The organism is Pseudomonas cistanchae (assembly GCF_054483635.1).
On sequence record NZ_JBTLWN010000007.1, the window covers coordinates 107,284 to 133,784 of the forward strand.

The window sequence follows — 26,501 nt, forward strand, 5'->3', positions numbered from 1 at the left end:
CGCCGTACGGCCCGATCAATTCAGATTGAGGGTCGGAATCAGGTTGTTATCGAGCTGTTGACCCGGCACCGGTACGGGAGCGGCCAGGCCCAGGTTGTTTTTCTCGAACACCCGGTCGGCGCGATAGCTGGAACGTACCAGCGGGCCGGCAGCGACTTCCATAAAGCCCTTCTCCAGGCCGATCTCGCGGAAGCGATTGAACTCGTCCGGGCTGACCCAGCGCTTGACTGCCAGATGGTTGCGAGTGGGCTGCAGATACTGACCGAGGGTGAGGATGTCCACGCCGATGGCGCGCAGGTCATCCATGGTCTGCAGCACTTCCTCATCGGTTTCGCCCAGGCCCAGCATCAGGCTGGTCTTGGTCAACACGTCGGGACGATGGCGCTTGGCGTGCTCCAGCGCGCGCAGGGTCTTCTCGTAGCCGGCACGTGGGTCGCGCACCTCGTGGGTCAAGCGCTTGACCGTCTCGACGTTCTGCGCGAACACCTCAAGGCCGGAGTCCACCACACGCTCGATGGCCTGCAGGTCGCCGTCGAAGTCCGGGGTCAGGGCTTCCACCACCACCTGCGGTGTATTTTCCTTAATGGCGCGCACGCATGCGGCGTAGTGTGCGGCGCCGCCGTCGTCCAGGTCGTCGCGGTCAACCGAGGTCAGGACGATATAGCGCAGCGCCATCAGCTCTACCGACTTGGCGGTGTTCTGCGGCTCTTCCAGGTCCAGCCAGCCGTTGGGGTTGCCGGTGTCCACGGCGCAGAAGCGGCAGGCACGGGTGCACACCGAGCCCATCAGCATGATGGTGGCGGTGCCGTTGGACCAGCATTCGCCCATGTTCGGGCAGTGGGATTCCTGGCACACGGTGCTCAGGCGGTGTTCGCTGACGTTGCGCTTGACCGCTTCGAAGCGGCTGCCGCCGGGCGCCTTGACCCGCAGCCATTTTGGCTTGGGTTCGAACACCTGGGGTTCGCTCGAGGCGCGGCGCTTCTGCCCATCCTTGATCGCGGTGATGCCCTGGGTGGTGCGGAATTTTTCGCCGCTGGCAACGGTTTTAGGCAGGGAGGTATCGGACATCGGCAATCTAGGCTCCGTGGACGAGGCGGCTTGTGGCCGCCGCGCAGTCTACCACAGAGAACCTGACCGTTCAGTCCGTCAAGCACTGCCAGGGCAGGCGCATCTTGCCTGATGCGCCTGCGTCGTCAGTTCCTGAGTTGCTTCAGCAGCTCATGGCTGGGATAGCCGTCGGCCGGATGCCCCAGGCTTTGCTGGAAGGCGCGAACCGCCTTGCGCGTATTGGCGCCGATGATGCCGTCGGCCGGGCCGGGCTCGTAGCCTTTGGCGGAGAGCCGTTCCTGCAGCTCGATGCGCTCGCTGCGACCCAGCTGGCGGTCGTTGCGTGGCCACGCGGCCTGTACGCCTGGGTTGCCGTCCAGCGCATCGCTGAGCAGGCCGATGGCCAGTGCATAGGCGGTGGAGTTGTTGTACTTGAGGATGCTGCGGAAGTTGTTTAGCAGCAGGAAGGCCGGGCCGCGGTGGCCAGCAGGTAGAAACAGCGTGGCCAGGCTTTGCTCACTGGCATCGATGGCTCGGACCGGATTGACCCCGAGACTGCGCCACTGCGCCAGGCTGCGACGCACTTCAGGATCGGCCAGGGCGTAATCGAAACCTTGCGGCAGGTTCACTTCAAAGCCCCAGGGTTGGCCATTTTCCCAACCCGAGGCTTGCAGATAATGAGCGGCAGATGCGAGGGCGTCGGGTGTGGAACTCCACAGATCGCGGCGGCCGTCGCCATCAAAATCGACGGCATGCTGATTGAAGGTGGTCGGCATGAACTGGGTCTGCCCCATGGCGCCCGCCCATGAGCCGATCAGCCCCTGTGCCGGGCCGTCGCCGGCTTGCAGGATCTGCAGTGCAGCCAGCAACTGGCTGCGCCAGAACACCTGGCGGCGGCCGTCGTAGGCGAGGGTGGCCAGGGAGCGGATGACGTTGTGACTGCCAATGTTGCTGCCGTAATTGCTTTCCATGCCCCAGATGGCGATCAGCACTTCATGGTCTACGGCGTAGGCGCTGCGAATGGCTTTCAGGGTCGGCCGATGCTGCGCCTTGAGCAGGCGGCCCTGGGCGATGCGCGAAACGGAAACGGCGCCATCGATGTATTCCCACACCGGGCGGCTGAATTCGGGCTGGCTGTTGTCCGCCTTGATCACGTTCGGGTCCAGGCTGATGTCGGCGAAAGTGCGGTCGAACAGGTCGGCATCAATGCCAGCGGCGATCGCGTCGCTGCGCAACAGGGTGCGCCAGTCGGCGAAGCTGAGCTTGACCTCCGGGGCGATCATGGCGGGTTGTGGCGCCGTGATTTCTGCTGGGGCAGGCGCTGCGGGGGGAGTGGTCAATGATTGCGCGGGCGCTTCGGCGCAGGCAGTCAGGAGGAGGCAGAAACAGGACGTGGCGAAGTGGGTCAGGCCACGAAGAAGCAAGCTGGGCATGGTGATCTCAACGCATTTTTGCAGGCCGCCACCTTAGCACGGATGAGGCTTTAAGCGGGCTACGCGACGTTTTTAGGCGGCCATAACGACCGAAGCCTCCCAGTTTTGCTGGGAGGCTTCGCGGCGGTAACTGCCTTTGCCTTTGCTGGGCTTTTCCTGACGGCAGCGGAACAGCGGCTGGGCGACCAGGGATTTGGCCTTGTTGGGGCCTTGCTTGCGGCTTTTCGCCATGGTGTTTTCCTCATGCGCAGCTTGCGGTTTGCGAGCGGGCGAATGATGGTCTTCAGCATCGATAAAGTCCAGCGGCTGCCTGGTTGGCAAGCGTGGTCTACAGATCGGATGCGCCGGAGAGGGCCAGGCGTTGGCCACAGACGCTCAAGGTCAGCAGACTCAGACCTATCCAGGGGTCGCCCGCTGCTTGGCCTTTGATCTGTGCATCGATGCGTTGCGCGTCTTGCAGCAGCAATGCCCAACGCGCGGCGGGGTAGCGTTGCAAGGCCTTGCTGACCAGAGGCCGGCGCTTGTCCCAGATCGGCGGCCGAGCGCTGCTGAAAGCCTTTTCCAGCGGGACACCCTGCGCGTACTGCTGGGCGATGCTGGCGAGCTGGCGAACCTCGCGGGCCAGTGCCCAGAGGATTACCGGCGGTTCCACGCCTTCACCGCGCAGCCCTTCGAGGATGCGCTGGCTGTGTGCTGCCTCGCCGTTAAGCGCGGCATCGATAAGGCCGAACACGTCGAAGCGGGCGCTATCGGCAACGGCCGCATGCACTGTATCGGCGTCGACGCTGCCGTTTTCAGCCAGCAGTTTGAGCTTTTCGATTTCCTGGGCCGCGGCGAGCAGGTTGCCCTCGACGCGCACCGCGATCATCTCCACCGCTTCCTGGCTGGCGCTGAGCCCGGCCTGGGCCATGCGCTGGCGGATCCATTGGGGCAACTGATGGGCGTCCACCGGCCAGATCTGAATGAACTGAGTCTGCGCGCCGTCGACCAGGGCCTTGCCCCATTTGGTCTTCTGCGCGCTGCCGTCAAGCTTGGGTACGCTGATCAGCAGAACGGTGTCTTCCGGAGGTCGGGCGACGTATTCGAGCAAGGCCGCAGTGCCTTTATCGCCGGGCTTGCCGGATGGCAGACGCAGCTCAAGCAGGCGCTTGTCGGCGAACAGCGACATGCTGGCGCCGGCCTGCAGCAGATTGCCCCAGTCGAAACTGGTGTCGGCATTGAATACCTGGCGTTCGCTGAAGCCCTGGGCGCGGGTCGCCGCGCGAATCGCATCGCAGGCTTCCTGGCAGAGTAGCGCTTCGTCACCGCTGACCACATACACGGGCGCAAGGCTGCCCTGCAGGTGTTTGCCGAGCTGGTTGGCGTTGAGCTTCATCGAGAGCCAGAACTGGGCCGCTTGCACGGCCCAGCGCGGTTACGGGGCGGGAACGGACAGTTGCAGCGGCGACTGTTGCGGCTGCGCTTCTTCGCGTTGACGGGCTGCTTCGATGGCATCAGCTTCCGCCTGTGCCTTGGCTTCTGCCGTCTGTTGCAGCTGCTCCAGGCGCTCGGGGGTGACCTGGCTGAGGCGCAGCATCAGTTGCTGAATCAGCTCGCGGCGCATTTCCTGGCGCACCTGGGCGGTTTCCTGGTCCGTACCGATCAGGTTGTTGTCGTCTACCACGGAAACGCTCTGCACTTCCAGCTGATCGCTGAGCAGCAGCAGGTTCTTCGCGCCGCGAATTTCGTAATCGAGGGTGGTGGTCAATTCCTGTTCGACGCTGCGCCCCGAACTGGTGTAGCTGGCCGTGCGACTATCTTCGCGCTCGTTGCTCAGCACCAGGCCGTACGGCGCGCCGGTGTAAACCCGCACCTCGTTGTTTTCCAGCGCCTGGCGCACGCTCTTGACCGTTTCGCCGTAGGCGTTGCGCGCGCTGACATCGAGTTCCTTGAGGGCGAACTGGGTTTCGCCAGTGCCGCGCAGCTGAAAGCCGCAGGCGCTGAGCAGCGTAGCCAGGCCGATTACCAGCAGATTCCGTTTGATCATCTTGTTATCCCCTTGGCGAGTCTTGCGGCGCGCCGCTATGCCGGCGCGCCGAGCTTAATCAGTTGGCGACGATATTAACCAGCTTGCCAGGCACCACAATCACTTTGCGGATGCTCAGGCCTTCGGTGAAGCGCAGCACGTTCTCGTTGACCCGTGCCGCCGCCTCGATCTCTTCACGGCTGGCGCTGGCGGCGACTTCGATCTGTCCGCGCAGCTTGCCGTTGACCTGGATCACCAGTTGCAGGCTGTCCTGTATCAGCGCGGTTTCATCCACACGAGGCCATTGGGCGTCGATGATCGCGCCCTCGTGACCCAGCTCCAGCCACAGTTGGTGGCTGATATGCGGAGTGATAGGCGCGAGCAGCAGGGCCACGGTTTCCAGGCCTTCCTGCAGCAGGGCGCGATCCTGATCGGTGCCTTGCGCGGCCTTTTCCAGCACGTTCATCAGCGTCATCACCTGGGCGATGGCGGTGTTGAACTTGTGGTGCTGGCCTATATCGACGCTGGCCTGCTTGATCGCCAGGTGGATGGCGCGGCGTACGGCTTTCTGTTCGTCGCTCAGGCTGCTGGTGTCCAGCGCGCTCGGCAAACCCTGGCTGACATGGCTCTGGGCCAGGCGCCAGACGCGGCGCAGGAAGCGGTTGCCGCCTTCGACGCCGGAGTCCGACCATTCCAGGCTCATGTCCGGCGGTGAGGCGAACATCATGAACAGGCGGCAGGTATCCGCGCCATAGGCATCGATCATCGCTTGCGGGTCGACGCCATTGTTCTTCGACTTGGACATCTTCTCGGTGCCGCCGATTTCCACCGGCAGGCCGTCGCTTTTCAGCGTGGCAGCGAGCACCTTGCCCTTGCTGTCGCGCTCGATTTCCACATCCGCCGGGTTGAACCAGTCCTTGCCGCCGTTTTCCAGCACGCGGTAATAGGTGTCGGCCACCACCATGCCCTGGGTCAACAGGTTCTTGAACGGCTCGTCGGAGGACAACAGGCCCTCGTCGCGCATCAACTTGTGGAAGAAGCGCGCATACAGCAGGTGCAGGATCGCGTGTTCGATACCGCCAATGTACTGATCCACCGACAGCCAGTGGTTGGCCGCGGCCGGGTCGACCATGCCGCCGGAGTAGTGCGGCGAGGCGTAGCGGGCGAAGTACCAGGACGACTCGACGAAGGTGTCCATGGTGTCGGTTTCGCGCTTGGCCGGCGCGCCGCAGGTCGGGCAGCTGCATTCGTAGAATTCCGGCATGCGCGCCAAAGGCGAGCCGGCGCCGTCCGGCACCACGTCCTCAGGCAGTACTACCGGTAGTTGGTCTTCCGGCACCGGTACGTCGCCGCAGGTATCGCAGTGGATGATGGGGATCGGGCAGCCCCAGTAGCGCTGGCGGCTGATGCCCCAGTCGCGCAGGCGGAACTGGGTGCGCGACTTGCCCAGGCCTTTGTCCAGCAGGGCGACTTCGATGGCGTCGAACGCGCCTGCGAAATCCAGGCCGTCGAACTTGCCGGAGTTGATCAGTTGGCCATGCTCGCCGTAAGCGTCCTGCCAGGGCGCCGGGGTTTCGTCGCCGGCGCTGGTGCGCACGACAGGCTTGATCGGCAGCTGGTATTTGTTGGCGAACTCGAAATCGCGCTCGTCGTGGGCCGGTACGGCCATGACCGCGCCGTCGCCATAATGCATCAGCACGTAGTTGGCGACCCATACCGGCAGCTTTTCACCGGTCAGCGGGTGCTCGACCAGCATCGAGGTCGGCAGGCCTTTCTTTTCCTGGGTGGCGACGTCGGCTTCGGCGACGCTGCCGCTCTTGCATTCGTCGATGAACGCCTGCAGCTCGGCGTTGCCTTGCGCGGCAAGCGTGGCCAACGGGTGTTCGGCGGCGACCGCGACGTAGGTCGCACCCATCAGGGTATCCGGGCGAGTAGTGAAAACTTTCAGCGCACCGGCCTCGCCGATGCTGGCGACGTCATAAGGGAAGCTGACTTCCATGCCGCGGGATTTGCCGATCCAGTTGCGCTGCATGGTCTTGACCTGTTCCGGCCAGCCATCCAGATCGTCCAGGCTGCTCAAGAGCTCTTCCGCGTAGGCGGTGATCTTGAAGTAGTACATCGGGATTTCGCGCTTTTCGATCACTGCGCCAGAGCGCCAGCCGCGGCCGTCGATGACCTGCTCGTTGGCCAGCACGGTCTGATCGACCGGGTCCCAATTGACGGTGCCGTTCTTGCGGTAGATCACGCCTTTCTGGAACAGGCGAGTGAACAGCCATTGTTCCCAGCGGTAGTAGTCCGGCTTGCACGTGGTGACTTCGCGCGACCAGTCGACCGCCAGGCCCAGGCTTTTCAGCTGGTTCTTCATGTAGTCGATGTTTTCGTAGGTCCACTTCGCGGGTGCGACCTTGTTCTTCATCGCGGCGTTTTCCGCCGGCATGCCGAACGCATCCCAGCCCATCGGCTGCAGTACGTTCTTGCCCTGCATGCGCTGGTAGCGGGCGATCACGTCACCGATGGTGTAGTTGCGCACGTGACCCATGTGCAACTTGCCGCTCGGGTAGGGGAACATCGACAGGCAATAGAAGGTGTCCTTGCCGGGCTGCTCGCTCACAACAAAGGATTTCTGCGCGTCCCAGTGGGACTGCGCGGCGGCTTCGATTTCGCGTGGCTGATACTGTTCGTGCATGGCTACTTGCGCTGGGGGATGAGGGTTCACATCAACCGTGTTAAAGCTGTTGCACACGGCCGGTCGAGGAAACGCCGTAGCATACATGACCCCCCCTTATTGAGGGAAACCCTGTTGCGCCGACGAAGCGGCGCGGGCCCTGTGAAATCGCCGTCTGTCGCCAGGGGCCGCTGGTTGAAGGGCTGGCGCTAAGCTTGATTTACGGGGCGGATCCATCTGCTCCGTTGCGAGGTGGCTGCATGGGCGGTTCGCGGCAGAAAGACGGGACAGGCGGGCTCTATGAGCGGTTGTTGCAGCGTCTCGCGCAAGCGCTGGATGAGGCTGACAGCCTGAATCGTTTGTCCGCCGATGTCCCTCGCGAACTGGAGTTGCGCGACCTCTCTCCCGCGGAAGTCGAATTGATCCGCGCCTACCTGGATCGAGACCTGAACTGGCTGCGCGGCTGGCATGCCGCTGCCCAGGAGCTGGCGTTGCTTGAGCAGCGACCCGGCCGCGGCTTCAAGGCTGGGCGGGCGCCGGTCAAACATGGCGATCTCCCAGCGGGTAAAAGCAAACCGCTGCTGCGGCGACGTCTGCAATTGTGCTGCGCGCTCTGCAACACCCTGGCCGACTGGCAACCAGGCCGCGGCGTGCACGCATGCAAGGCGTGCGGCTCGCAGCTTTTCCGGGCGGCCAATCCCCGTTAGGCTTCGCGCACCTTTGGAGGTGCGCCCGATGCCTATCCGTTACATGCTCAAACAACTGCTGCTGCCGCCTGGCATTTTGCTGATTCTGCTGCTGCTCGCGTGGTGGCTGCGTCGGCGCTTTCCCCGGCTGGCGGCGAGCTGCTTCGCGTTGGGCCTGGGTGGCTTGTGGCTGACCAGCCTGCCAATCAGCGTGGAAACGGCGGCGCGCTGGCTGGAAACCGAGCCCGCACTCAGTCCGGCGCAATGGGCCGATCTGGCCAGGCAGGCGGACGTGATCGTGGTGCTTGGCGGTGGCCGCGAACAGGGCGACCCAGGCTGGGGTGGCGATCAACCGAGCTTGCAGGCGCTGGAACGGCTACGCTACGCGGCGCGCCTGGCCAAGGCCTCTGGCTTGCCGCTGATGACCGCTGGCGGCCTGCACTACGGCGAACCACCGAGCGAGGCCGCGCTGATGGCTGATGTATTGGCGCGCGATTACGGGCTTGAGGTGCGCTGGCAGGAGGCACGTAGCCGAACCACCTGGGAAAACGCGATCAACAGCGCCGAGATACTCCCCGGCGACAAGACCCGCGTGCTGCTGGTAACCCAGGCCTGGCATATGCCGAGGGCCCGCTGGAGCTACGAGCAGGCGGGGTTTCAGGTGTTGAGCGCCCCAATGGGTTTTCTTGGCGTCGCCAATGGCCGCCCTGCCGGCGGCTGGCTGCCGGAAAGCCAGGCGGTTTGGCAGAGCGGGCTATTGATCAACGAGGCCATCGGGCTGCTCGCTTACAAGCTGTTCTACCGCGGCAACTAAAGCGTCTTGGCCATGCGGTTAGCCAGTAACGCCCAGGCCAGCAGCAATGTGCAAAGCAGCATCAACGGCCATCCGCGCCATAGCAGGTAAGGTGTCAGGCCCTGCATCGGCACTACGTCGCCATAGAGCACGCCCTGCTCGAACTGCGGCAGTTGTTCGGTGATCCGGCCGTGGGGGTCGATCAGCACCGTCACTCCGTTATTGGTGGCGCGAATCATCCAGCGACCGGCTTCGAGCGCCCGCATCTGCGCCATCTGCAGGTGCTGCAGGGGGCCGATCGAGCGGCCAAACCAGGTGTCGTTGCTGATCGTTAGCAGCAACTGGCTTTGCGCAGCGAGCCCGGCGGCGAATTCCGGGTACACCACTTCGTAGCAGATATAGGCGGCAATCTGGTAACCCTTGGCCTGTAGCAGCGCCTGGTCGGCCGAGCCGCCGGCAAAGTCCGACATCGGCAGATCGAAGAAGGCGATCAGGCCGCGCAGTACCTCTTGCAACGGCACGTACTCACCGAACGGCACCAGCTTCTGCTTGAGGTAGTCGCCGCTGCCCTGGCCGACCACGCTGATGCCGTTGTAGTAGCGCTGCTCGCCGCGCTCGTTGCTCTGGCGAATCGGCACGCCGGTAATCAGCGCAGCATTTCGTTCGTTGGCGAAGCGGTTGACCATGCCCAGGTAGCCCTGAGCGCGGTCCTTGAGTACCGGAATCGCGGTTTCCGGCCAGACGATCAGGTCGGTCGGCTTGGCGCTGAAGGTCATGTCGCGGTACAGCGCGAGCTGCGCGTTGAGCTGGGCGGGGTCCCATTTCAGGTTCTGTTCGATATTGCCTTGTACCGCAGCAACCGACAGCGGCTCGCCGGCCGGCTCGGTCCAGGCATGGCCCTTGAGCGCCAGTCCGGCGAGCCAGGGCGCCAGCAGCAGAAACACGCCAAGTGCGGCAAAGCCTTTGTGGCTGCGCAGCCGCGTGACGTTGACCAGCAGTGCAGCGCTCAATGCCAGGACGAAGGACAGCAACCACATGCCGCCAATCGGCGCCAACCCGGCCAGCGGACCGTCGAGCTGGCTGTAACCGGCGTACAGCCAGGGGAAACCGGTGAGAAACCAACTGCGGAAAAGTTCCTGGGCCAGCCACAACGCGGCAAAGGCCAGTGCGTCCGCCAGCGGTGCTTCGGAGCGGCGCAGCCAGCGCGCCCACAGCCAGGCCGTCAGGGCGAACAACAGGCCCAGGCCTGCGACAAAGGCCAGCGTCAACAGGGCGGCCAGCGGTGGCGAAGCCGCGCCGTAATCGTGGATGCTCACATACACCCAGCTGGTGCCGGCGGCGAATGTGCCGAAGCCGTACCACCAGCCACGCCACAGCGCCTGACGCGCGGCGAGCTCGCGCAGGCCGAGGTAGAACAGGGCAATGGACAGCAGCATCAGCGGCCAGATATCGAACGGCGCCAGCGCCAGCGGCGTCAGGGCGCCAGCGAGCAGCGCGATCAGGTTACCGAGCCAGCCAGCGCGAGTTATCCAATGCATTGCGGGCAGATCCTAGAAATGAGGTGGTGCAAGGGTAGGGCGGATTGAGGCGGCGCAAAAGCCTGGATCGGCTTCCCGCGCTACGGACGCCAGTGGCTGACGTCCGGGCGACGGTTGGGTTTCAGCGCACCCGAGGCGTCAGGCGCAGCAGGTGAATACGGCGGCTGTCGGCGCTGATGACCCGGAAGCGGAACTCGCCGATTTCGGTTACTTCGTTGCGCTTGGGGAGATGGCCGAACGCGCTCATTACCAGGCCGCCGACGGTGTCGAATTCATCGTCGGAGAATTGCGTGTCGAAGGACTCGTTGAAGCTGCTGATCGGTGTCAGTGCCTTGACCAGGAAGTCGCCGCTGGGCAGCGGTTTGACGTAGCTGTCTTCTTCGACGTCGTGCTCGTCCTCGATATCGCCGACGATCTGCTCGAGCACGTCCTCGATGGTCACCAGGCCGGCGACGCCGCCGTATTCGTCGATTACCACGGCCATGTGGTTATGGTTGGCGCGGAACTCGCGCAGCAGCACGTTGAGGCGCTTGGATTCGGGTACGAAGGTGGCGGGACGCAGCAGGTCCTTGATGTTGAAGTTGGGCTGGTCGCCCTGCAGGATCAACGGCAGCAGATCCTTGGCCAGGAGGATGCCGATCACGTCATCCAGGCTTTCGCCGACCACCGGGTAGCGGGAGTGCGCGGCCTCGATGATCGAGGGGAGAAATTCTTTAGGCGTCTGGTTGGCCTTGATGCTCATCATCTGTGAGCGCGGCACCATGATGTCGCGTACCTGCAGGTCAGCGACCTGAATAGCGCCTTCGACGATGGCCAGCGCTTCGCTGTCGAGCAGCTTGTTCTGGTGCGCTTCACGCAGTACTTCCAGCAGTTCCTTGCGGTTTTTCGGCTCATGAGCAAAAGCCTGGGTCAGTCTGTTAAACCAGGACTTCTGCTCGTTGCTCGATCGGTCTTCGCTCATGGTGGTTACTCAGGAACCTTCTGTGTTGGCGGTGGCTGTCGGGTGGCGTGGATCACTAGTCGTGGTCGGTATACGGGTCGGGGTGACCCAGCTCTGCGAGCAAATCTCGTTCCAGCGCTTCCATCTCCTCGGCGTCCTCATCGTCGATGTGGTCGTAGCCGAGCAGGTGCAGGCAGCCGTGGATCACCATGTGAGCCCAGTGTGCCTGCGTAGTTTTGCCCTGTTCCAGGGCTTCGCGGTCAACCACGGGCACGCAGATCACCAAGTCGCCGAGCAGCGGGATATCGAGTAATTCGTCGGGCACGTCGGCCGGAAACGACAGCACATTGGTGGCGTAGTCGCGTTGGCGATAGGTGCGGTTGAGTTCGCGGCCTTCGTCTTCGTCGACCAGGCGGATGGTCAGTTCGGAGTCGGCACTGCGTTGGCGCAGCGCCAGCTCGCACCAAGTGCGAAACTGCGCCTCGCTCGGCAGGTTGGCGGCGTCGCTGGCCAGTTGCAGGTCCAGCTCAAGCATTGCCGTCTTCCTGGCCATCGACCAGTTTGCCGTGCTGGCGATCCTCGTAACGCTCGTAGGCTTCGACGATGCGCTGCACCAGTGGGTGGCGCACCACGTCCTTGGGCTTGAAGTGGGTAAAGCTGATGCCCGGAACGTCGCGCAGCACGTCGATCACGTGGGTCAGGCCGCTTTTGGTGCCGCGCGGCAGGTCGACCTGGGTGATGTCGCCGGTGATTACCGCGGTCGAGCCGAAGCCGATGCGGGTGAGGAACATCTTCATCTGTTCCAGCGTGGTGTTCTGGCTTTCGTCGAGAATGATGAAGCTGTTGTTCAGCGTGCGGCCGCGCATGTAGGCCAGCGGTGCAACCTCGATCACCTGTTTCTCGATCAGTTTGGCCACCACTTCGAAGCCGAGCATTTCGTAGAGCGCGTCGTACAGCGGGCGCAGATAGGGGTCGATCTTCTGCGACAGATCGCCGGGCAGGAAGCCCAGCTTTTCGCCAGCCTCGACCGCCGGACGCACCAAAAGGATGCGTCGGATCTGTTCGCGTTCCAGCGCGTCCACCGCGCAGGCGACTGCGAGATAAGTCTTGCCGGTACCGGCCGGGCCGACACCAAAGTTGATGTCGTGCTCGAGAATCGACTTCACGTAGCGCTGCTGGTTGACCCCGCGCGGGCGAATCATGCCTTTGCGGGTGCGCAAGGCCACGCTGGTTTCGGTCACCGGGCTGTTGAGCTCTTCGATGCCGGATTCCTGCAGGAACAGGTGGACCAGGTCGGGCGTCAGTTCGGTGCTGTTGCTCTCGCGATAAAGGCGACGCAGCAGTTGCTCGGCGGACGCGGTTTGCTCGGGTGCGCCGAGCAGTTCGAACTGGTTGCCGCGGTTGCGGATCTCGATGCCCAGGCGTCCTTCGATCAAGCGCAAATGCTCGTCGAGTTGGCCGCAGAGGTTGGCGAAGCGGCGCGCTTCAAAGGGTTCGAGGATGAAACGATGGGGTTCTATGGGCGCGTTCAAGGTCGTGTATTGGCCGCCAGTCGGCTGGGTAATGGATCGAAGAATAGCGCTAGCGGCCCGACGGTGGAAGCTCGGGCGCCGGCTTCTTCAATTTGGAGTCTGTTCCGTCAACAAGGTGCCACGTAAAGAATGCGGCATCGCTTCATCGATACGCACATCGACGAACTGGCCGATCAGGCGTGGATTGTCGCAGCGGAAGTTGACCACCCGGTTGCTTTCGGTACGACCCTGGAGCATGCCAGGGTCCTTCTTCGAGTAGTCGTTGACCAGGATGCGCTGAACGCTGCCAACCATGCGGCGGCTGTTTTCGAAGCCCTGCTGGTTGACGCGGTGCTGCAGGATCGCCAGGCGCTGCTTTTTCAGCTCGTCCGGCGTGTCGTCGGGCAGGTCGGCCGCTGGTGTGCCAGGGCGTGCGCTGTAGACGAAGGAGTAGCAGAAGTCGAAACCGACGTCCTCGACCAGCTTCATGGTCTGCTCGAAGTCCTTCTCGGTTTCACCCGGGAAGCCGATGATGAAGTCGGAGCTGATCAGGATGTCCGGGACCGCCGCCCGCAGCTTGCGGATGCGCGACTTGTATTCCAGGGCGGTGTGGTTGCGCTTCATCGCCGCGAGAATACGGTCGGAGCCTGACTGCACGGGCAGGTGCAGGTACTTCACCAGCTCGGGAATCTCCGCGTGGGCCTGGATCAGCGCATCGGAGAACTCCAGCGGATGGCTGGTGGTGTAACGAATGCGGTCGATGCCGTCGATGGCCGCCACGGCATACAGCAGTTCGGCGAAATCGGCGACCTGGCCATCGCGCGCGTCACCGCGATAGCCGTTGACGTTCTGGCCGAGCAGGGTGATTTCACGCACGCCGTGTTCGGCGAGGTGCAGCACTTCCGCGAGGACGTCTTCGAGCGGCCGGCTGACTTCCTCGCCACGGGTGTAGGGCACTACGCAGAACGTGCAGTACTTGCTGCAGCCTTCCATCACCGAGACATAGGCGCTGGGGCCGTCGACGCGGGGTTCCGGCAGGCGGTCGAATTTTTCGATCTCGGGAAACGAGATATCGACCTGGGCGACCTTGGTGGTGCGCGCCGCGTCGATCATTTCCGGCAGGCGGTGCAGCGTTTGCGGGCCGAATACCACGTCCACGTACGGCGCGCGGTCGCGGATGGCCGCACCTTCCTGGCTGGCGACGCAACCGCCGACGCCGATCACCAGGTCAGGGTTGGCCAGCTTGAGTTCACGCCAGCGGCCGAGCTGGGAAAAGACCTTGTCCTGGGCTCGTTCGCGTATCGAACAGGTATTGAGCAGGATGACGTCGGCGTCTTCCGCACGGGCGGTGACTTCCAGGGCTTGATGTTCGCCCAGCAGGTCGATCATGCGCGAGCTGTCGTACTCGTTCATCTGGCAACCGTGGGTTTCGATATAAAGCTTCTTGGTCATGCGTACTCAAAGGGCTGATTCGACGAACCGCGCATTATAGGGGCCAAGTGCCTGGCTTCCTAGGGCTTGTCGACGGAGGTCCGTTTGGCGCGGCGAGCGCTGGCGGAACTGGCATTGCCTGTCGCTATGCTATGATCCGCGCCCTTTCGCAAACCCAGAGTCCGAACTGCATAGCCATGAGCAAACGCGAGCCTATCTACAAGGTGATCTTCCTCAACCAGGGCCAGGTATTCGAGATGTATGCCAAGCAGATCTATCAAAGCGATCTGTGGGGCTTTCTCGAGGTCGAGGAGTTTGTCTTTGGCGAGCGCACGCAGGTGGTGGTCGACCCCAGTGAAGAGAAGCTGAAAGCGCAGTTCGACGGGGTGGTGCGCAGCTTCATTCCGATGCACGCCATCGTCCGGATCGATGAAGTGGAACGCCTGGGTACGCCGAAGATCAGTGAGGCCAAGGGTGGCGGTAACGTCATGCCGTTTCCGATGCCGATGCCCGACAAGTAACGGGCTTGGTCAGTTGGGCGTGCGGTGAGCCTGCGCTTGGCTCGGCGCTACGGCTGTGGCGAAAAGGGCAGCATGCCGTCGGCGGCCTGCAACTCCATCAGGTAGCTGCGGAAGATATCGCCGAGAACCTGAGCCGCGAGTTCGAATTCCTCACGCTGCATCTGTGCCGACACCATGTCGGCGCTGTCCATCGCCTCGTCCGAGCCATTCACGGCGGCCATCTTCAGCACGATATAGGCCTGCACGTTGTTCGCCGGCACGCCTTCGCCAAGGAAGAACATCATGCCCAGCCGGTATTGGGCGCGTGCGTGGCCTTGCAAGGATGCCTGCTCGAACCAGTCGAGTGCCTGCTGCAGATTCTGCTCGCCCTGTTTGCCTTGATAGAAGAATTCGCCAAGCTCGTATCCCGCTTGCAGGTCGCCTTTGCGTGCCGCCTGTTCGCAGGCGGCGATGGCGTCGGGAAGGTCTTCCGCTGAGGTATTCAGCGAGCAGCTGCCGGTCGCGGGGATCAGCAACGAGTTGCCACCCGCGAACGCGAGCGACGGAACAAGCATCAGGCAGCCCAGGATCAGGGCGCGGCCGGTGCGAATCATGAACTCATGTGCCTCTGCAGCTGGACGGACGGTTTTTCCGGCCGACGGAAGGGTCGGCGCGAGCATTATGAAATAAGCAGTGCAGTTGTTACAAAGTCTTTACCGGGTTTTCTGCTGCGGCAGTGCCCGGCAATGCCAGGATCAGCCAGGCCAGCAGCGGATAGGCCAGGGCCAGCAGGCCATGGAATAAGTCGATACGGCGTATGGAACCGAGCAAACCTTCGGTACCGACGGCCTGGCCCGCCAGCGCAAACAGCGTGATCGCTGCCAGCGCGGCGCACAGCGGCAGGCGCCGTGGCCATTGCACCGCGCCTGCGTAGAGAATCAGCAGCAGGGTCGTCAGGTCGAGCACCAGTTGATAGGTCTCCAGCTGATTCATCTGCCGGAACAGTTCGAAGAATGCACAGAGCCCCAGCAGTATCCGCCCCCAGTTCGGTCTGCTCCAGGCCCAGCCTCGGCTTAGCGCCAACGCAGCGGCGCCCAGCAGCGGCCAGGCCAGAAAGCGGCTCGCCTGGGTCAGCCACAGGTGAGCGGCCTGCCAGTCCGGGTCGACCCCATAACGCAGCGCGCCGACGGTTGCCGCCGCGGCGGGCAGCAGAAAGCCGAGCAGCGCGCAGAACAAGGCCGGCTGGTCGGCTGGCCCATAGCGTTTACGCGCTCTGCCGACATAGAACACACAGGCGAAGCACGCCAGCGTCAGTGCGCCGTCGCTGAGCGCGGTGCTGTATTGCATCAGGCTTTTTTCAGTTCGGCGAACGCGCGCTCGGCTGCTTCCAGGGTGATTGCAAGCTCGGCGTCGCCATGGGCGATGGAGGTGAAGCCGGCCTCGAAGGCACTGGGTGCCAGGTAAACGCCGCCGGCCAGCATCAGGTGGAAGAAGCGCTTGAAGCGCTCGGCATCGCTGGCCATGACGTCTTCAAAGGTGACGATATCGTCGGCGCCGCTGAAGTACAGGCCGAACATGCCGCCGGCCTGGGTGGTCACGAACGGCATGCCTGCAGCGTCAGCGCGGTCCTGCAAGCCCTGCAGCATGCGGCTGGTGTAATCGCTTAACTGCGCGTGAAACCCCGGACGGCTGATCAGCTTCAGTGTGGTCAGACCGGCGGCCATAGCCAGCGGATTGCCGGACAGCGTACCGGCCTGGTAGACCGGGCCGAGCGGAGCGATGCAGTGCATGATCTCGCGTTTGCCGCCGAAGCAGCCGACCGGCATGCCGCCGCCGATGATCTTGCCGAAGGTGGTCATGTCTGGCGTCACGCCGTAGTGGGCCTGGGCCCCGCCGAGCGCGACGCGGAAGCCGCTCATCACCTCATCGAAAATCAGCACCACGCCGTGCTTGTCGCACTGCTCGCGCAGGCCCTGGAGAAAGCCGGGCGCTGGCGGCACGCAGTTCATGTTGCCGGCCACCGGCTCGACAATGATGCAGGCGACGGTCTCGCCGGTATCGGCAAGCATCGCCTCGACGGCGGCGAGGTCGTTGAACGGCAGGGTCAGGGTGTGCTTGGCAAAGTCTGCCGGCACGCCCGCGGAGCTCGGCACGCCCTGGGTCAGCGCCCCGGAGCCGGCCTTGACCAACAGGCTGTCGGAGTGGCCGTGGTAGCAGCCTTCGAACTTGATGATGTTGTCGCGCCCGGTAAAGCCGCGCGCCAGGCGGATCGCGCTCATGGTTGCCTCGGTGCCGGAGCTGACCATGCGTACCATTTCCATCGACGGCACCATGGCGCAGACCAGGTCCGCCATTTCGGTTTCCATGGCGGTCGGCGCGCCGTAGGACAGCCCGTGTTCGAGCTGGCGGCGGACCGCGTCGAGCACGTCCGGGTGGCTGTGGCCGAGAATCATTGGGCCCCAGGAACCGACGTAGTCCACGTAACGCTTGTCGTCTTCGTCGGTCACGTAGGCGCCTGCCGCGTGCTTGAAGAACAACGGTGTGCCACCGACGCTCTTGAAGGCGCGAACCGGCGAGTTGACGCCGCCGGGGATGTGTTTTTGGGCGTTGGCGAAAAGCATTTCGGAGCGGGACATGACAAGGCCTCTCAAGCATCGGATGAGCGCGCTCATCCAGGAAAACGATTAATTCGCGGCAAATAGCGCGCTGAACGCGCGGGCGCGGTGTTCGACTTCGGCGGCCGAGTCGGCGGCGAATAGCGCGTGGATCACCGCCACCATGCTGGCGCCGCGGGCGATCAGCTCGGGGGCGTTCTCCAGGGTCACGCCGCCGATGGCGACGATCGGCAGGTTCACCCGACGCTTCGCGGTGTCCAGCAATTCGAGCGTGGCGGCCGGCGCGCCGGGTTTGGTGTGGGAATTGAAGAATCGGCCGAAGGCGACATAGCTGGCGCCTTCCTTGGCCGCCGCTTCGGCCAGCTCGACCTGGGCATGGCAGGTGCCGCCGATCACGGCCTTGGGCCCGAGCAGTGCGCGGGCCGCCGACAGCGAACCGTCCGTTTGCCCCAGATGCAGGCCAACGCCCAGGCGCGCCGCCAGCTCGGCGTCGTCATTGATGATCAGGGCGGCGCCATAGCGGTTGCACAGTTCGCGCAGCGCTTCGGCCTGGCGCAGACGCCGTGCATCGTCGCTGGATTTGTCGCGGTACTGCAGCAGCGTGGCGCCGCCTTTCAGCGCGGCCTCGACGTACGGCAGCAGCTTGCCGCCGGCCAGCAACTCGCTATCGGTAATGGCATACAGGCCACGCAGTTTCATCGGTACGTGCTCATCAGCTGCTCTCCATCACCCGGCATCCAGCGGCAGTCGGCGTGGGATGAATTGACCGTGGCCGGGCTGTTCTGCGTCACGCAGGGTGCGCCAGGTGTAATCGAGGGCGAATTGCACCGCGCTGACCAATTCCTGCCCCAGGGCCAGGCGACCGGCCAGGGTGCTGGCCAGGGTGCAGCCGGAGCCGTGGTAGCTGCCAGGCAGGCGCTGACAGGTAAAGGTGTGGCGGCTGCCGTCACGCGAGTACAGACGGTTGTGCACTTCGTGCTCGTCGCCATGGCCGCCGGTGATCAGCAGGTGCTGGATGTACGGCAGCAGTTTCTCTGCGCATTCGTCGGCGCTACCGTCCGGCAGCTCGGCGAGGATGCGCGCTTCCGGCAGGTTCGGCGTGGCGATGGTCGAGACGGCGAACAGGCGTTCGCGCATGGCGTAGCCAACTTCATCCTTGCCCAGGGCGCCACCGCCGCCGGCTCGCAGTACCGGGTCGCAGACCAGCGGAATGCCCGGCAAGCGTTGCATGATTTTCAGCACGGTTTCGACCATCTCGACCGAGCCGAGCATGCCCAGCTTGACCGCCTCGACCGTCAGGTCGTTGATCACCGCATTGGCCTGGGCCAGTACCCACTCGCGGTCGAGCACGCGAAAGTCGGACACATTCACCGTGTCCTGCACGGTCAGCGCGGTCACGGTCGGGGCGGCGTGGCAACCCTGGGCGAGCAGGGCTTCGATATCGGCTTGCAGACCGGCACCACCACTGGGGTCGTGGCCGGACAGGCACAGCACTACGGGGCGAGAAGTAGGTGTTTTCATGGTGCGCGAGCTTATCACCAAAACAGCGTTTTGCCGCCCGTCGACGATGACGCAGTCCGCTTCGGCGATTGCTGGGCGCGCTCGCCCGGTTATCGCTAAAAGCCGTGTTCGCGCATCAGCCGTTCGAGCTCGCCGCTGGCTTTGAGCTGGCGCAAGCCGCGGTTGAACGCGGCGATCTTGGTCTGTGCATCGGGCTTGTTGCGCGACAGCGTCAGGTACAGGTCGGGTTGCAGCAGGGCGGGCTGCATGGCCTCGAACTGCTCGGCATGCGCCGGGAACGCCTGGTTGATCAAGTGCTGCGCGACCCTGAAGTCGATGAAGATGATGTCGACCCGCCCGCCCAGCAGCTTGCCCAGGTTCTGCCGGTCGTTGCTGGCGAAGCTGCGAGTGAAGGCCGGGTTGGCATCCAGCGCAGGGTGGTTGAGGTAGCCGCGCACCAGGCCGAGGCGCAAACCCGCCAGTGCTTCGAGCGCCTGTTCGGGATTGCTGCGCGGGTCGGCGGCGAAGGCGATCGGCTGTTTGCGTAGTTTGTAGAGCCCGACCGGACCACCCGGAAAGGGTTCGGAAAACAGCAGATCACTGCGCTCGGCGGGCGCCAGGTATTCGGGGAATACCCCGTCCACCTTGCCCTGTTCGGCAAGCTGGAGTGCGCGCGCCCATGGATAGCTGCGAATCTGCACGGCAATGCCGGCTTCGGCGAACGCACGACGGACCACCGCCTGGGCGTATCCACCATCGGGCAGGCTTTCGCTGACATAGGGCGGCCATTCGAGCGTGCTCAGACGAACGCTGAGCGTATCGGCGCGGGTTGAGAGCGGCAGCACTAACAACAGCAGGAGCAAAATGCGCCCCATGGTGAATGCCTCAGCAGGTTAGTCGCTGCAGTATAGCCAGTGGTTGTTGGCAGATGCATTACAGGCTCAAACACAGGCCTATGCTAGAGTGCCGCAACTGATAATGATGCACAGCGTGGCCGCCAATACCGACGACCAGCAGGACTGATGCATCGGCAACGATGATCTGGCGGGCTGCATGCGTTACCTCCTTGTTTGTCTGTGTCTGCTGCTATCGAGCCCGGTACATGCCGTGGTGTTCGATGAGCATATGAGCAGCCTGCCGCTGGGGCAGGTCATGCATGTATTCGAGGACGTGCGCGGCGACGCGAGCATCCGCGACATCAGCTCGCCGGCGCTGCAGGCCAGCTTCCGCCAGCACGAGCGTGCGGTCCTGAACGCCGGCTATTCGCGCTCGGTGTTCTGGATTCGCCTGGACCTGGAATTTCGCCCGCAACGACAGACCACGCCACACCTCTGGCTGCTCGAGCTGGCCTACCCGCCGCTCGATCATCTGGACCTGTACGTGCCGGACGAGCGCGGCGATTTCCAGCTTGCCCTGCGCACGGGCGATGCCCTGCCGTTCGCCAGCCGGCAGATCAAGCAGAACAACTACCTGTTCGAGCTGGAGCTGCAGCCCCATCAGACGAAGCGCGTCTACCTGCGCCTGGAAAGCCAGGGCTCGATCCAGGCGCCGTTAACCTTGTGGGCGCCCAACGCCTACCTGGAGGACCAGCCCGCGCGGATCTACGTGCTTGGCATCATCTACGGCGTGCTGCTGGTGATGCTGATCTACAACCTGTTCATATACCTCAGCGTGCGCGACACCAGTTACCTGTATTACATCCTCTACATCGCCTCGTTCGGCCTGTATCAGGTGTCGGTCAACGGTGCCGGTATCGAATACTTCTGGTCCGACAACCCCTGGTGGGCGAACGCGGCGACGCCTTTCATGATTGGCGCGGCGGCGTTGTTCGGCTGCCAGTTCGCCCGCAGCTTCTTGCACACGTCGGCGCACAGCCCCTGGGTCGACCGTGCGCTGCTGATCATGATGGCGTGCGGCGCCGGGGTGATGGTGCTGGCGTTAACGGCCAGTTATGCGCTGTCCCTGCGCCTGGCCACGTACCTGGCGCTGCTGTTCACCGTGGTGATCTTCACGGCCGGCATCCTCGCCTGGCTGCGCGGCATGCGCGTGGCGCGCTACTTCATCATCGCCTGGAGCGCCTTCCTCGCCGGCGGCGCGATCAATACCCTGATGGTGCTGGGTTACCTGCCCAATGTGTTCTTCACCATGTACGCCAGCCAGATCGGCTCGGCGCTGGAAGTCGGCTTGCTGTCCCTGGCGCTGGCCGACCGCATCAACGCCATGAAAGAAGAGCGAGCGCGCATCCTGCTGGAGGCCGGGCAGAAGCTGGAGTCCTTGAACCAGGAGCTGGCCAACAGCAACCGCTTGAAGGACGAGTTTCTTGCTACCGTCACCCACGAGTTGCGCACCCCGATGAACGGCGTGATCGGCTCGCTGGAACTGATGCAGACCCTGCCCCTGGACGCCGAACTGGCCCAGTACCAGAAAACCGCTGCCAGCTCGGCGCGCGACATGATGCGCATGGTCAACGACATCCTGGCGCTCACCGAACTGCAGTCCGGCAAGCTCTACCCGCGCCGCGAGCCCTTCAGCCTGCGCGGGCTGTTCGACGGCCTGCGCGCCCAGTACGCGCCGGCCGCCCACGACAAGGGCCTGCGCTTTGTGATCGAACTGGACGAAAGCCTGCCGGACGTGGTCGAGGGCGATGCGACGAAGCTGGCCCAGAGCCTGGGCTATCTGCTCGATAACGCGATCAAGTTCACCCCGCGCGGCTGCGTGTGCGTGCGTATCGTCAGCGTCGCCACGCTGGCGGAAAACCTGCCGCTGTGTATTCAGGTGATCGACACCGGCGTCGGTTTCGACGAGCTGCATGGCCGCGCCATGTACCAGAGCTTCCGCCAGCTGGATAACTCCATGACCCGCGAATACGGTGGTCTGGGCATCGGCCTGGCGATTTGTCGGCAACTGGTCGACCTGCTCGGCGGCAGCCTCAGCCATGTATCGACCCTGGGCGAGGGCAGTCGCTTTCAACTGAATGTGCCCCTGGCATTGCCGGCCCAGGTCGCCCCGGTGGCGCCCGTGCGTCGTGGCAGCGGCCAGGCGCTGCGCCAGCCCGGGCAATGCACGGTGCTGATCGTCGAGGACAACGCGATCAATCAGCTGGTGACCCGCGGCATGTTGCTCAAGCTCGGTTACCGGGTGCGCACCGCCGACAATGGTGCCCAGGCACTGGAATTGCTGCGTGGCGATACGGTGGATGCGATCCTGCTCGACTGCCAGATGCCGGTGATGGATGGCTTCGCTACCTGCCGCGCCTTGCGTGGTCTACCCGGCTGCGTGGACCTGCCGGTGCTGGCGATTACCGCCCACAGCCACAGCGGCGACCGCGAGCGTTGCCTGGCGGCCGGGATGAGCGATTACCTGGCGAAGCCGATCAAGTTCGAGGAGTTGCGCCTGCTCCTGCATGACTGGGTGCTCTGCGCGCCCGCCGGTCAGCGGGCCTGAGACGCAGCGGCTGTCTCGATGAAGGAACAGCCGCTGTTTTGGCCGAAATCGCCCTGTCGATAACAGCTGAATCCTGATTCACTAACCAAATAGTGAATCAGGATTCAGCGTATGACTTACCGTACCAACCCCGAACGAGTCGACCGCGACCAGGCGCTGCGCGAGCGCATCCTCGAATGCGCGCTGGCGCGTGTCACCGAAGGCGGTTTTGCCGCCCTGACCATGCAGGCGCTGGCGGAAGATGTCGGCATCGCCACCGGCAGCCTGTACCGGCACTTTCGCAGCAAGGGCGAGTTGGCCGCCGAGGTCTTCGCCGCCGCGTGCCACCTTGAGGTCGAAGCACTGGCGCACGCCTTGCACGGCCCTGGCCACCCCGCCGCGCGCCTGGCCCAGGGGCTGCGCCAGTTTGCCGGGCGCGCCTGGCACAGTCGCCGCCTCGCATTCGCCCTGATCGCCGAGCCGGTCGACGCCGAGGTGGATGAGCAGCGATTGCTGTATCGCGAAGCCTACGCCGAGCTGTTCGTCGAGCTGCTGGAGGAGGGTGTCGCCAGCGGCGCCTTCCGCGTTCAGCAGATCAATCTGGTCGCCGCCTGCCTGGTCGGCGCGATTGCCGAATCCCTGGTCGGTCCGTTGTCGCCGCCGGCCCGCGCCGCCCGTGAGGCCGGGCAGCTCAGCCTGGACCTGGAGCAGGTCAGTCAGGGCCTGGTGACATTCTGTCTACGCGCCGTCGGCGCTGAAGAGGTGCAGCCATGAACGGGCATTTCCCCGCGGAAACCCACGACGTATTCAATCAGGTGCCGCCGCTCGATGGCGCCAATCTGTATCGCCTCGACCTGCCCTTGCAGCAGTGGGCGCGGCGCTTTGGTGCCGGCTGGGCCGAGCAGCGTCTGGACGGCTACGGCGCCCTGGCGGGCGGCGAGCTGATGGCCGCCGGTTTTCTCGCCAACGAAAACAAACCGGTGTTCAAGAGCCATGACCGCTACGGCCATCGCATCGACTTGATCGAGTTTCACCCGGCGTATCACCAGTTGATGAGCGCGGCGATCGAGCATGGCCTGCCGTCCATGCCCTGGACCGATCCGCGGGCCGGCGCCCAGGTCGCACGCGCTGCCATGAGCTACCTGCACAGCCAGGCCGAAGCCGGCAGCGGCTGCCCGCTGACCATGACCTTCGCCAGCGTGCCCGCGCTGCGCCTGCAGGGTGATATCGCCGTGCAGTGGCTGCCGAAAATCCTCTCGACCCAGTACGACCCACGCAACCTGCCGATTGAGCAGAAAAGCGGTGCGACCATCGGCATGGCCATGACCGAGAAGCAGGGCGGCACCGACGTGCGCGCCAACACCACCCGCGCCCACCCGGTCGGCATCGGCGGGCCGGGCCAGGCCTATGAGCTGGTCGGCCACAAATGGTTCTGTTCGGCGCCCATGTGCGATGCGTTTCTCACCCTGGCCTACACCGACAAGGGCCTGACCTGCTTCCTGCTGCCGCGCCATCGGCCGGACGGCACGCGCAACGCGTTCTACATCCAGCGCCTGAAGAACAAGCTGGGCAACTGGTCGAATGCCTCCAGCGAGGTCGAGTTCCGCGGCGCTCTGGCCTGGATGATCGGCGAAGAAGGCCGCGGCGTACCGACCATCATTGAGATGGTCGCGCTGACCCGCTTCGATTGCATGGTCGGTTCCAGTGCCCTGATGCGTCAGGCGCTGACCCAGGCCAGCCACCACTGCGCGCACCGTCAGGTTGGCGGGCGAATGCTCAGCGAGCAGCCGCTGATGCAGAACGTGTTGGCCGATCTGGCCCTGGAAAGCGAGGCCGCGCTAGCCCTGACCATGCGCATGGGCAAGGCCCTGGATAACCCGCATGACGAACAGGAAGACAAGTTCGCCCGCCTGGTGACGGCCGTGGGCAAGTACTGGATCTGCAAACGGGCGCCAGCGATGATCAACGAGGCCGCCGAGTGCATGGGCGGTGCGGGCTATGTCGAAGACACCATCCTGCCGCGGCTGTACCGCGAAGCGCCGGTCAACTCGACCTGGGAAGGTTCGGGCAACGTGCAGTGCCTGGACGTGCTGCGCGCCCTGTCGAAGGAGCCCGGTGTGCTCGATGCCTTGTTCAGCGAGCTGGGCGACGGCCACGGCGATGCCCGCCTGAAAGCGCATATCGCCAGGTTGCAGGCGGATTTTCGCGACACCGCCGATATCCAGTACCGCGCGCGTCAGCTGACCGAGGACGTCGCCCTCGCGCTGCAAGCCAAGCTGCTGCTGGAAGCCGGCGACGCCACGGTATCCGATGCCTTTATCGGCAGCCGCCTGGAGCAGGGCGGGCGGGTGTACGGCACCCTGCCACGGGGGGCGGACGTCGAGGCGCTGCTGGCGCGCAGCACGCCGCAGTTTCTGTAACTCGCGCGGTACTCAGCTCAGGTCTGCTTGACCTGGGTGCCGCCCCCGAGTTGCAGACTGCTGGCGAACCCCTAAACGGAGCGGCACCATGACCCGTCAACAGGCTTTCTGGCACGAATATCAACAGGCGCGGATGCAGCGGGAACTGAGCGCTGCGACCGAGCTGTACCACCTGGAGCGCGCCCATATTCTCGGCCAGCCGGTGTTTGGCGAACACCTGCGCAGCCACCTGTGGCTGCTCGCTTGGGCCTGGCGGCAGCGGGACTGGAAGGAATGCCTGGCTCAACTGCTGCGCCTGCCTGGCAGCCTGGGCTCGCTGCTGGGGCTGTATCCCCTGGGCAACCCAGGTACGCGCCGAGTCGAACCGTTAAAGGCGCAGGCGTTGCCGGCGGATCTCGAGGCGTTGCTCAAGTAGCTCGCGTCGGGCACCCGCGGAGCTATGCCAAAACGCCCTGGTCAGGGCAAGATAGAGCCTCTCCGTTCAGCCAGGAATGCCTATCGTGAGCTTTTGTTCCGAAGACTTCGTTGTCGCCAACAGCGCAGAGGACGCGGTCGACCGTCTCGCCGCCCTGCATCTGCATGCCACCGAGGCGTTGAGCCAGGCGCTCAAGCGCTACCTGAAAGAGCGCATCAAACCGGACCCGAGCGAGCATTGCCAATACCGCTACCCGGAACTGCGGTTGACCTACCTGTCTCAGGGCGAGGTGCCCACCACCCTGCGCGCCTATGCCAAGGTGCAGGTGCCGGGCACCTACAGCGTGACGGTCACCCACCCGGCGGCGTTCCGCAAATACCTGCTGGAACAGCTGCGCCCGCTGATGAGTGAGTTCAACGTGCGCGTCGAGGTTGGCGTCAGTCAGCAGAACATCCCTTACCCCTACGTGGTCGAGCAGGGCGACGAGCTGGCCGGCTCGGGCGTGACGGCGGGCGAGCTGGCGCGGGTGTTCCCCAGCACCGACCTGTCTGCTGCAACCGATGGCACCGCCGACGGCCTGTACGACTGGGAAAACACCGACCCGTTGCCGCTGGCGCTGTTCGATGCGGCGCGAGTGGATTTCTCCCTGCGGCGCCTGGTGCATTACACCGGCAGCGACTGGCGGCATGTGCAGCCGTGGATTCTGCTGACCAACTACCACCGCTATGTCGACCAGTTCATCCGCCACGGGCTGGACATGCTGGTCGGCGATTCGCGCTTCGTGCGCATGGTCATGCCGGGCAACATCGTGGTCGAGCGCGGCATGGCCGAAGGCGAGATGCAGGCGATCATCGAAGGCGTGATCTGGCACCGCTATCAGATGCCGGCCTACCACCTGCAGGCGGCAGACGGCGACGGCATCACCCTGGTCAATATCGGCGTCGGCCCGTCCAACGCCAAGAACATCACCGACCACCTGGCGGTGTTGCGCCCGCATTGCTGGCTGATGATCGGCCACTGCGGTGGCCTCCGCCAATCCCAGACCATCGGCGACTACGTGCTGGCCCACGCCTACATGCGCCGCGACGGCATCCTTGATCGCGTGCTGCCGCCGCACATTCCGCTGCCGGCGTTGGCAGAAGTGCAGCTGGCTCTGCAGGAAGCGGCCGCCCAGGTCACCGGCGAGCGCGGCGACGACCTCAAGCGGCGGCTGCGTACCGGCACCGTACTGACCTACGACGACCGCAACTGGGAATTGCGCTGGGCCCAGGAGCGCCCGCTGATCAACCTGTCGCGCGCGGTGGCGGTGGACATGGAAAGCGGCACCATTGCCGCCCAAGGCTACCGCCTGCGCGTGCCCTACGGCACCTTGCTCTGCGTCTCGGACAAACCGCTGCACAGTGAGATCAAGCTGCCGGGCGCGGCGGGTGCGTTCTACGAGCGCGCCGTGACCCAGCACCTGCATATCGGCATCGCCGCGCTGGATTTGCTGCGCAGCCAGCTCAACTCGTTGCACTCGCGCAAGCTGAGGAGCTTCGACGAGCCGCCGTTCCGCTAACGCTTCGTGTTGCATAAAAAA

At 64.2% G+C, this 26,501-nt stretch carries 25 protein-coding genes; 8 read left to right on the top strand and 17 right to left on the bottom strand.

The features are described from left to right. Positions 1 to 15 precede the first annotated feature (15 nt). The 6 genes from lipA to leuS all read right to left on the bottom strand — a co-directional run bounded on the left by lipA (position 16) and on the right by leuS (position 7,171). Positions 16 to 1,068 (bottom strand): lipoyl synthase, encoded by a 1,053-nt coding sequence (lipA, locus tag ACX0MV_RS18600; protein WP_458983986.1) that lies wholly within the window; start codon positions 1,066 to 1,068, stop codon positions 16 to 18. A gap of 125 nt (positions 1,069 to 1,193) precedes the next feature. Further along, on the bottom strand, positions 1,194 to 2,480 hold the full coding sequence (locus ACX0MV_RS18605; RefSeq protein WP_458983987.1) for a lytic murein transglycosylase: 1,287 nt from the start codon (positions 2,478 to 2,480) through the stop codon (positions 1,194 to 1,196). A gap of 72 nt (positions 2,481 to 2,552) precedes the next feature. After that, entirely contained in the window at positions 2,553 to 2,711 is a 159-nt protein-coding gene (gene arfA, locus ACX0MV_RS18610; protein WP_458983988.1) for an alternative ribosome rescue factor ArfA, read from the bottom strand. Positions 2,712 to 2,808: 97 nt separating this feature from the next. Next, complete coding sequence (gene holA / locus ACX0MV_RS18615; RefSeq protein WP_458984223.1) at positions 2,809 to 3,855, bottom strand: DNA polymerase III subunit delta; 1,047 nt, start codon at positions 3,853 to 3,855, stop codon at positions 2,809 to 2,811. A 39-nt stretch (positions 3,856 to 3,894) separates the two neighbouring features. Further along, positions 3,895 to 4,506: an LPS-assembly lipoprotein LptE gene (locus ACX0MV_RS18620; RefSeq protein WP_458983989.1), complete on the bottom strand. Its 612-nt coding sequence runs from the start codon at positions 4,504 to 4,506 to the stop codon at positions 3,895 to 3,897. Positions 4,507 to 4,564: 58 nt separating this feature from the next. Continuing rightward, on the bottom strand, positions 4,565 to 7,171 hold the full coding sequence (gene leuS / locus ACX0MV_RS18625) for a leucine--tRNA ligase (RefSeq protein ID WP_458983990.1): 2,607 nt from the start codon (positions 7,169 to 7,171) through the stop codon (positions 4,565 to 4,567). 239 nt (positions 7,172 to 7,410) lie between these two features. Between leuS and ACX0MV_RS18630 the strand changes: the two genes are divergently transcribed. Then, positions 7,411 to 7,857, top strand: coding sequence for a mutator mutT family protein (locus ACX0MV_RS18630; protein WP_458983991.1), 447 nt, complete (start codon positions 7,411 to 7,413; stop codon positions 7,855 to 7,857). Between the two features lie 28 nt (positions 7,858 to 7,885). Further along, positions 7,886 to 8,650, top strand: coding sequence for a YdcF family protein (locus ACX0MV_RS18635; protein WP_458983992.1), 765 nt, complete (start codon positions 7,886 to 7,888; stop codon positions 8,648 to 8,650). On the opposite strand, the gene lnt is transcribed toward ACX0MV_RS18635, so the two are convergent. The 5 genes from lnt to miaB all read right to left on the bottom strand — a co-directional run bounded on the left by lnt (position 8,647) and on the right by miaB (position 14,070). After that, on the bottom strand, positions 8,647 to 10,167 hold the full coding sequence (gene lnt, locus ACX0MV_RS18640; RefSeq protein WP_458983993.1) for an apolipoprotein N-acyltransferase: 1,521 nt from the start codon (positions 10,165 to 10,167) through the stop codon (positions 8,647 to 8,649). The genes ACX0MV_RS18635 and lnt overlap by 4 nt on opposite strands. A gap of 121 nt (positions 10,168 to 10,288) precedes the next feature. Further along, positions 10,289 to 11,128, bottom strand: a complete 840-nt coding sequence (locus tag ACX0MV_RS18645; protein WP_458983994.1) for a CorC family transporter — start codon at positions 11,126 to 11,128, stop codon at positions 10,289 to 10,291. 55 nt (positions 11,129 to 11,183) lie between these two features. Beyond that, complete coding sequence (gene ybeY, locus ACX0MV_RS18650; RefSeq protein ID WP_458983995.1) at positions 11,184 to 11,642, bottom strand: rRNA maturation RNase YbeY; 459 nt, start codon at positions 11,640 to 11,642, stop codon at positions 11,184 to 11,186. After that, a complete protein-coding gene (locus ACX0MV_RS18655) occupies positions 11,635 to 12,639 on the bottom strand; it encodes a PhoH family protein (RefSeq protein ID WP_458983996.1) in 1,005 nt (334 codons plus the stop codon). The genes ybeY and ACX0MV_RS18655 overlap by 8 nt, the downstream gene beginning before the upstream one ends. Positions 12,640 to 12,726: 87 nt before the next feature. Then, positions 12,727 to 14,070 carry a tRNA (N6-isopentenyl adenosine(37)-C2)-methylthiotransferase MiaB gene (gene miaB / locus ACX0MV_RS18660; protein WP_458983997.1) on the bottom strand — a complete coding sequence of 448 codons (1,344 nt, stop codon included), beginning with the start codon at positions 14,068 to 14,070 and terminating at the stop codon, positions 12,727 to 12,729. 176 nt (positions 14,071 to 14,246) lie between these two features. Between miaB and ACX0MV_RS18665 the strand changes: the two genes are divergently transcribed. Further along, positions 14,247 to 14,570, top strand: coding sequence for a DUF1820 family protein (locus ACX0MV_RS18665; RefSeq protein WP_458983998.1), 324 nt, complete (start codon positions 14,247 to 14,249; stop codon positions 14,568 to 14,570). Positions 14,571 to 14,617: 47 nt separating this feature from the next. Here the strand turns inward: ACX0MV_RS18665 and ACX0MV_RS18670 are convergent, their stop codons facing one another. The 6 genes from ACX0MV_RS18670 to ACX0MV_RS18695 all read right to left on the bottom strand — a co-directional run bounded on the left by ACX0MV_RS18670 (position 14,618) and on the right by ACX0MV_RS18695 (position 19,539). Further along, a complete protein-coding gene (locus ACX0MV_RS18670) occupies positions 14,618 to 15,163 on the bottom strand; it encodes a tetratricopeptide repeat protein (RefSeq protein ID WP_458983999.1) in 546 nt (181 codons plus the stop codon). A gap of 88 nt (positions 15,164 to 15,251) precedes the next feature. Continuing rightward, positions 15,252 to 15,896 (bottom strand): DUF6962 family protein, encoded by a 645-nt coding sequence (locus ACX0MV_RS18675; RefSeq protein WP_458984000.1) that lies wholly within the window; start codon positions 15,894 to 15,896, stop codon positions 15,252 to 15,254. After that, positions 15,896 to 17,185 (bottom strand): glutamate-1-semialdehyde 2,1-aminomutase, encoded by a 1,290-nt coding sequence (gene hemL / locus ACX0MV_RS18680; RefSeq protein WP_458984001.1) that lies wholly within the window; start codon positions 17,183 to 17,185, stop codon positions 15,896 to 15,898. Before hemL ends, ACX0MV_RS18675 begins: the two co-directional genes overlap by 1 nt. Before the next feature lie 48 nt (positions 17,186 to 17,233). Next, entirely contained in the window at positions 17,234 to 17,863 is a 630-nt protein-coding gene (gene thiE, locus ACX0MV_RS18685) for a thiamine phosphate synthase (RefSeq protein ID WP_458984002.1), read from the bottom strand. Positions 17,864 to 17,890: 27 nt separating this feature from the next. Then, a complete protein-coding gene (locus tag ACX0MV_RS18690; protein WP_458984003.1) occupies positions 17,891 to 18,685 on the bottom strand; it encodes a hydroxymethylpyrimidine/phosphomethylpyrimidine kinase in 795 nt (264 codons plus the stop codon). A 95-nt stretch (positions 18,686 to 18,780) separates the two neighbouring features. Beyond that, the gene (locus ACX0MV_RS18695; RefSeq protein WP_458984004.1) at positions 18,781 to 19,539 is read right to left on the bottom strand and encodes a substrate-binding periplasmic protein; all 759 of its coding nucleotides are present in this window, start codon (positions 19,537 to 19,539) and stop codon (positions 18,781 to 18,783) included. A 178-nt stretch (positions 19,540 to 19,717) separates the two neighbouring features. Between ACX0MV_RS18695 and ACX0MV_RS18700 the strand changes: the two genes are divergently transcribed. The 5 genes from ACX0MV_RS18700 to amn all read left to right on the top strand — a co-directional run bounded on the left by ACX0MV_RS18700 (position 19,718) and on the right by amn (position 26,480). Beyond that, entirely contained in the window at positions 19,718 to 22,108 is a 2,391-nt protein-coding gene (locus tag ACX0MV_RS18700) for a hybrid sensor histidine kinase/response regulator (RefSeq protein WP_458984005.1), read from the top strand. 111 nt (positions 22,109 to 22,219) lie between these two features. After that, positions 22,220 to 22,861, top strand: a complete 642-nt coding sequence (locus tag ACX0MV_RS18705) for a TetR/AcrR family transcriptional regulator (RefSeq protein ID WP_458984006.1) — start codon at positions 22,220 to 22,222, stop codon at positions 22,859 to 22,861. After that, positions 22,858 to 24,507 carry an acyl-CoA dehydrogenase family protein gene (locus ACX0MV_RS18710; RefSeq protein WP_458984007.1) on the top strand — a complete coding sequence of 550 codons (1,650 nt, stop codon included), beginning with the start codon at positions 22,858 to 22,860 and terminating at the stop codon, positions 24,505 to 24,507. Before ACX0MV_RS18705 ends, ACX0MV_RS18710 begins: the two co-directional genes overlap by 4 nt. An 88-nt stretch (positions 24,508 to 24,595) precedes the next feature. Then, on the top strand, positions 24,596 to 24,922 hold the full coding sequence (locus ACX0MV_RS18715) for a DUF3703 domain-containing protein (RefSeq protein WP_458984008.1): 327 nt from the start codon (positions 24,596 to 24,598) through the stop codon (positions 24,920 to 24,922). Positions 24,923 to 24,998: 76 nt separating this feature from the next. Then, complete coding sequence (gene amn, locus ACX0MV_RS18720) at positions 24,999 to 26,480, top strand: AMP nucleosidase (protein ID WP_458984009.1); 1,482 nt, start codon at positions 24,999 to 25,001, stop codon at positions 26,478 to 26,480. Positions 26,481 to 26,501 lie beyond the last annotated feature (21 nt).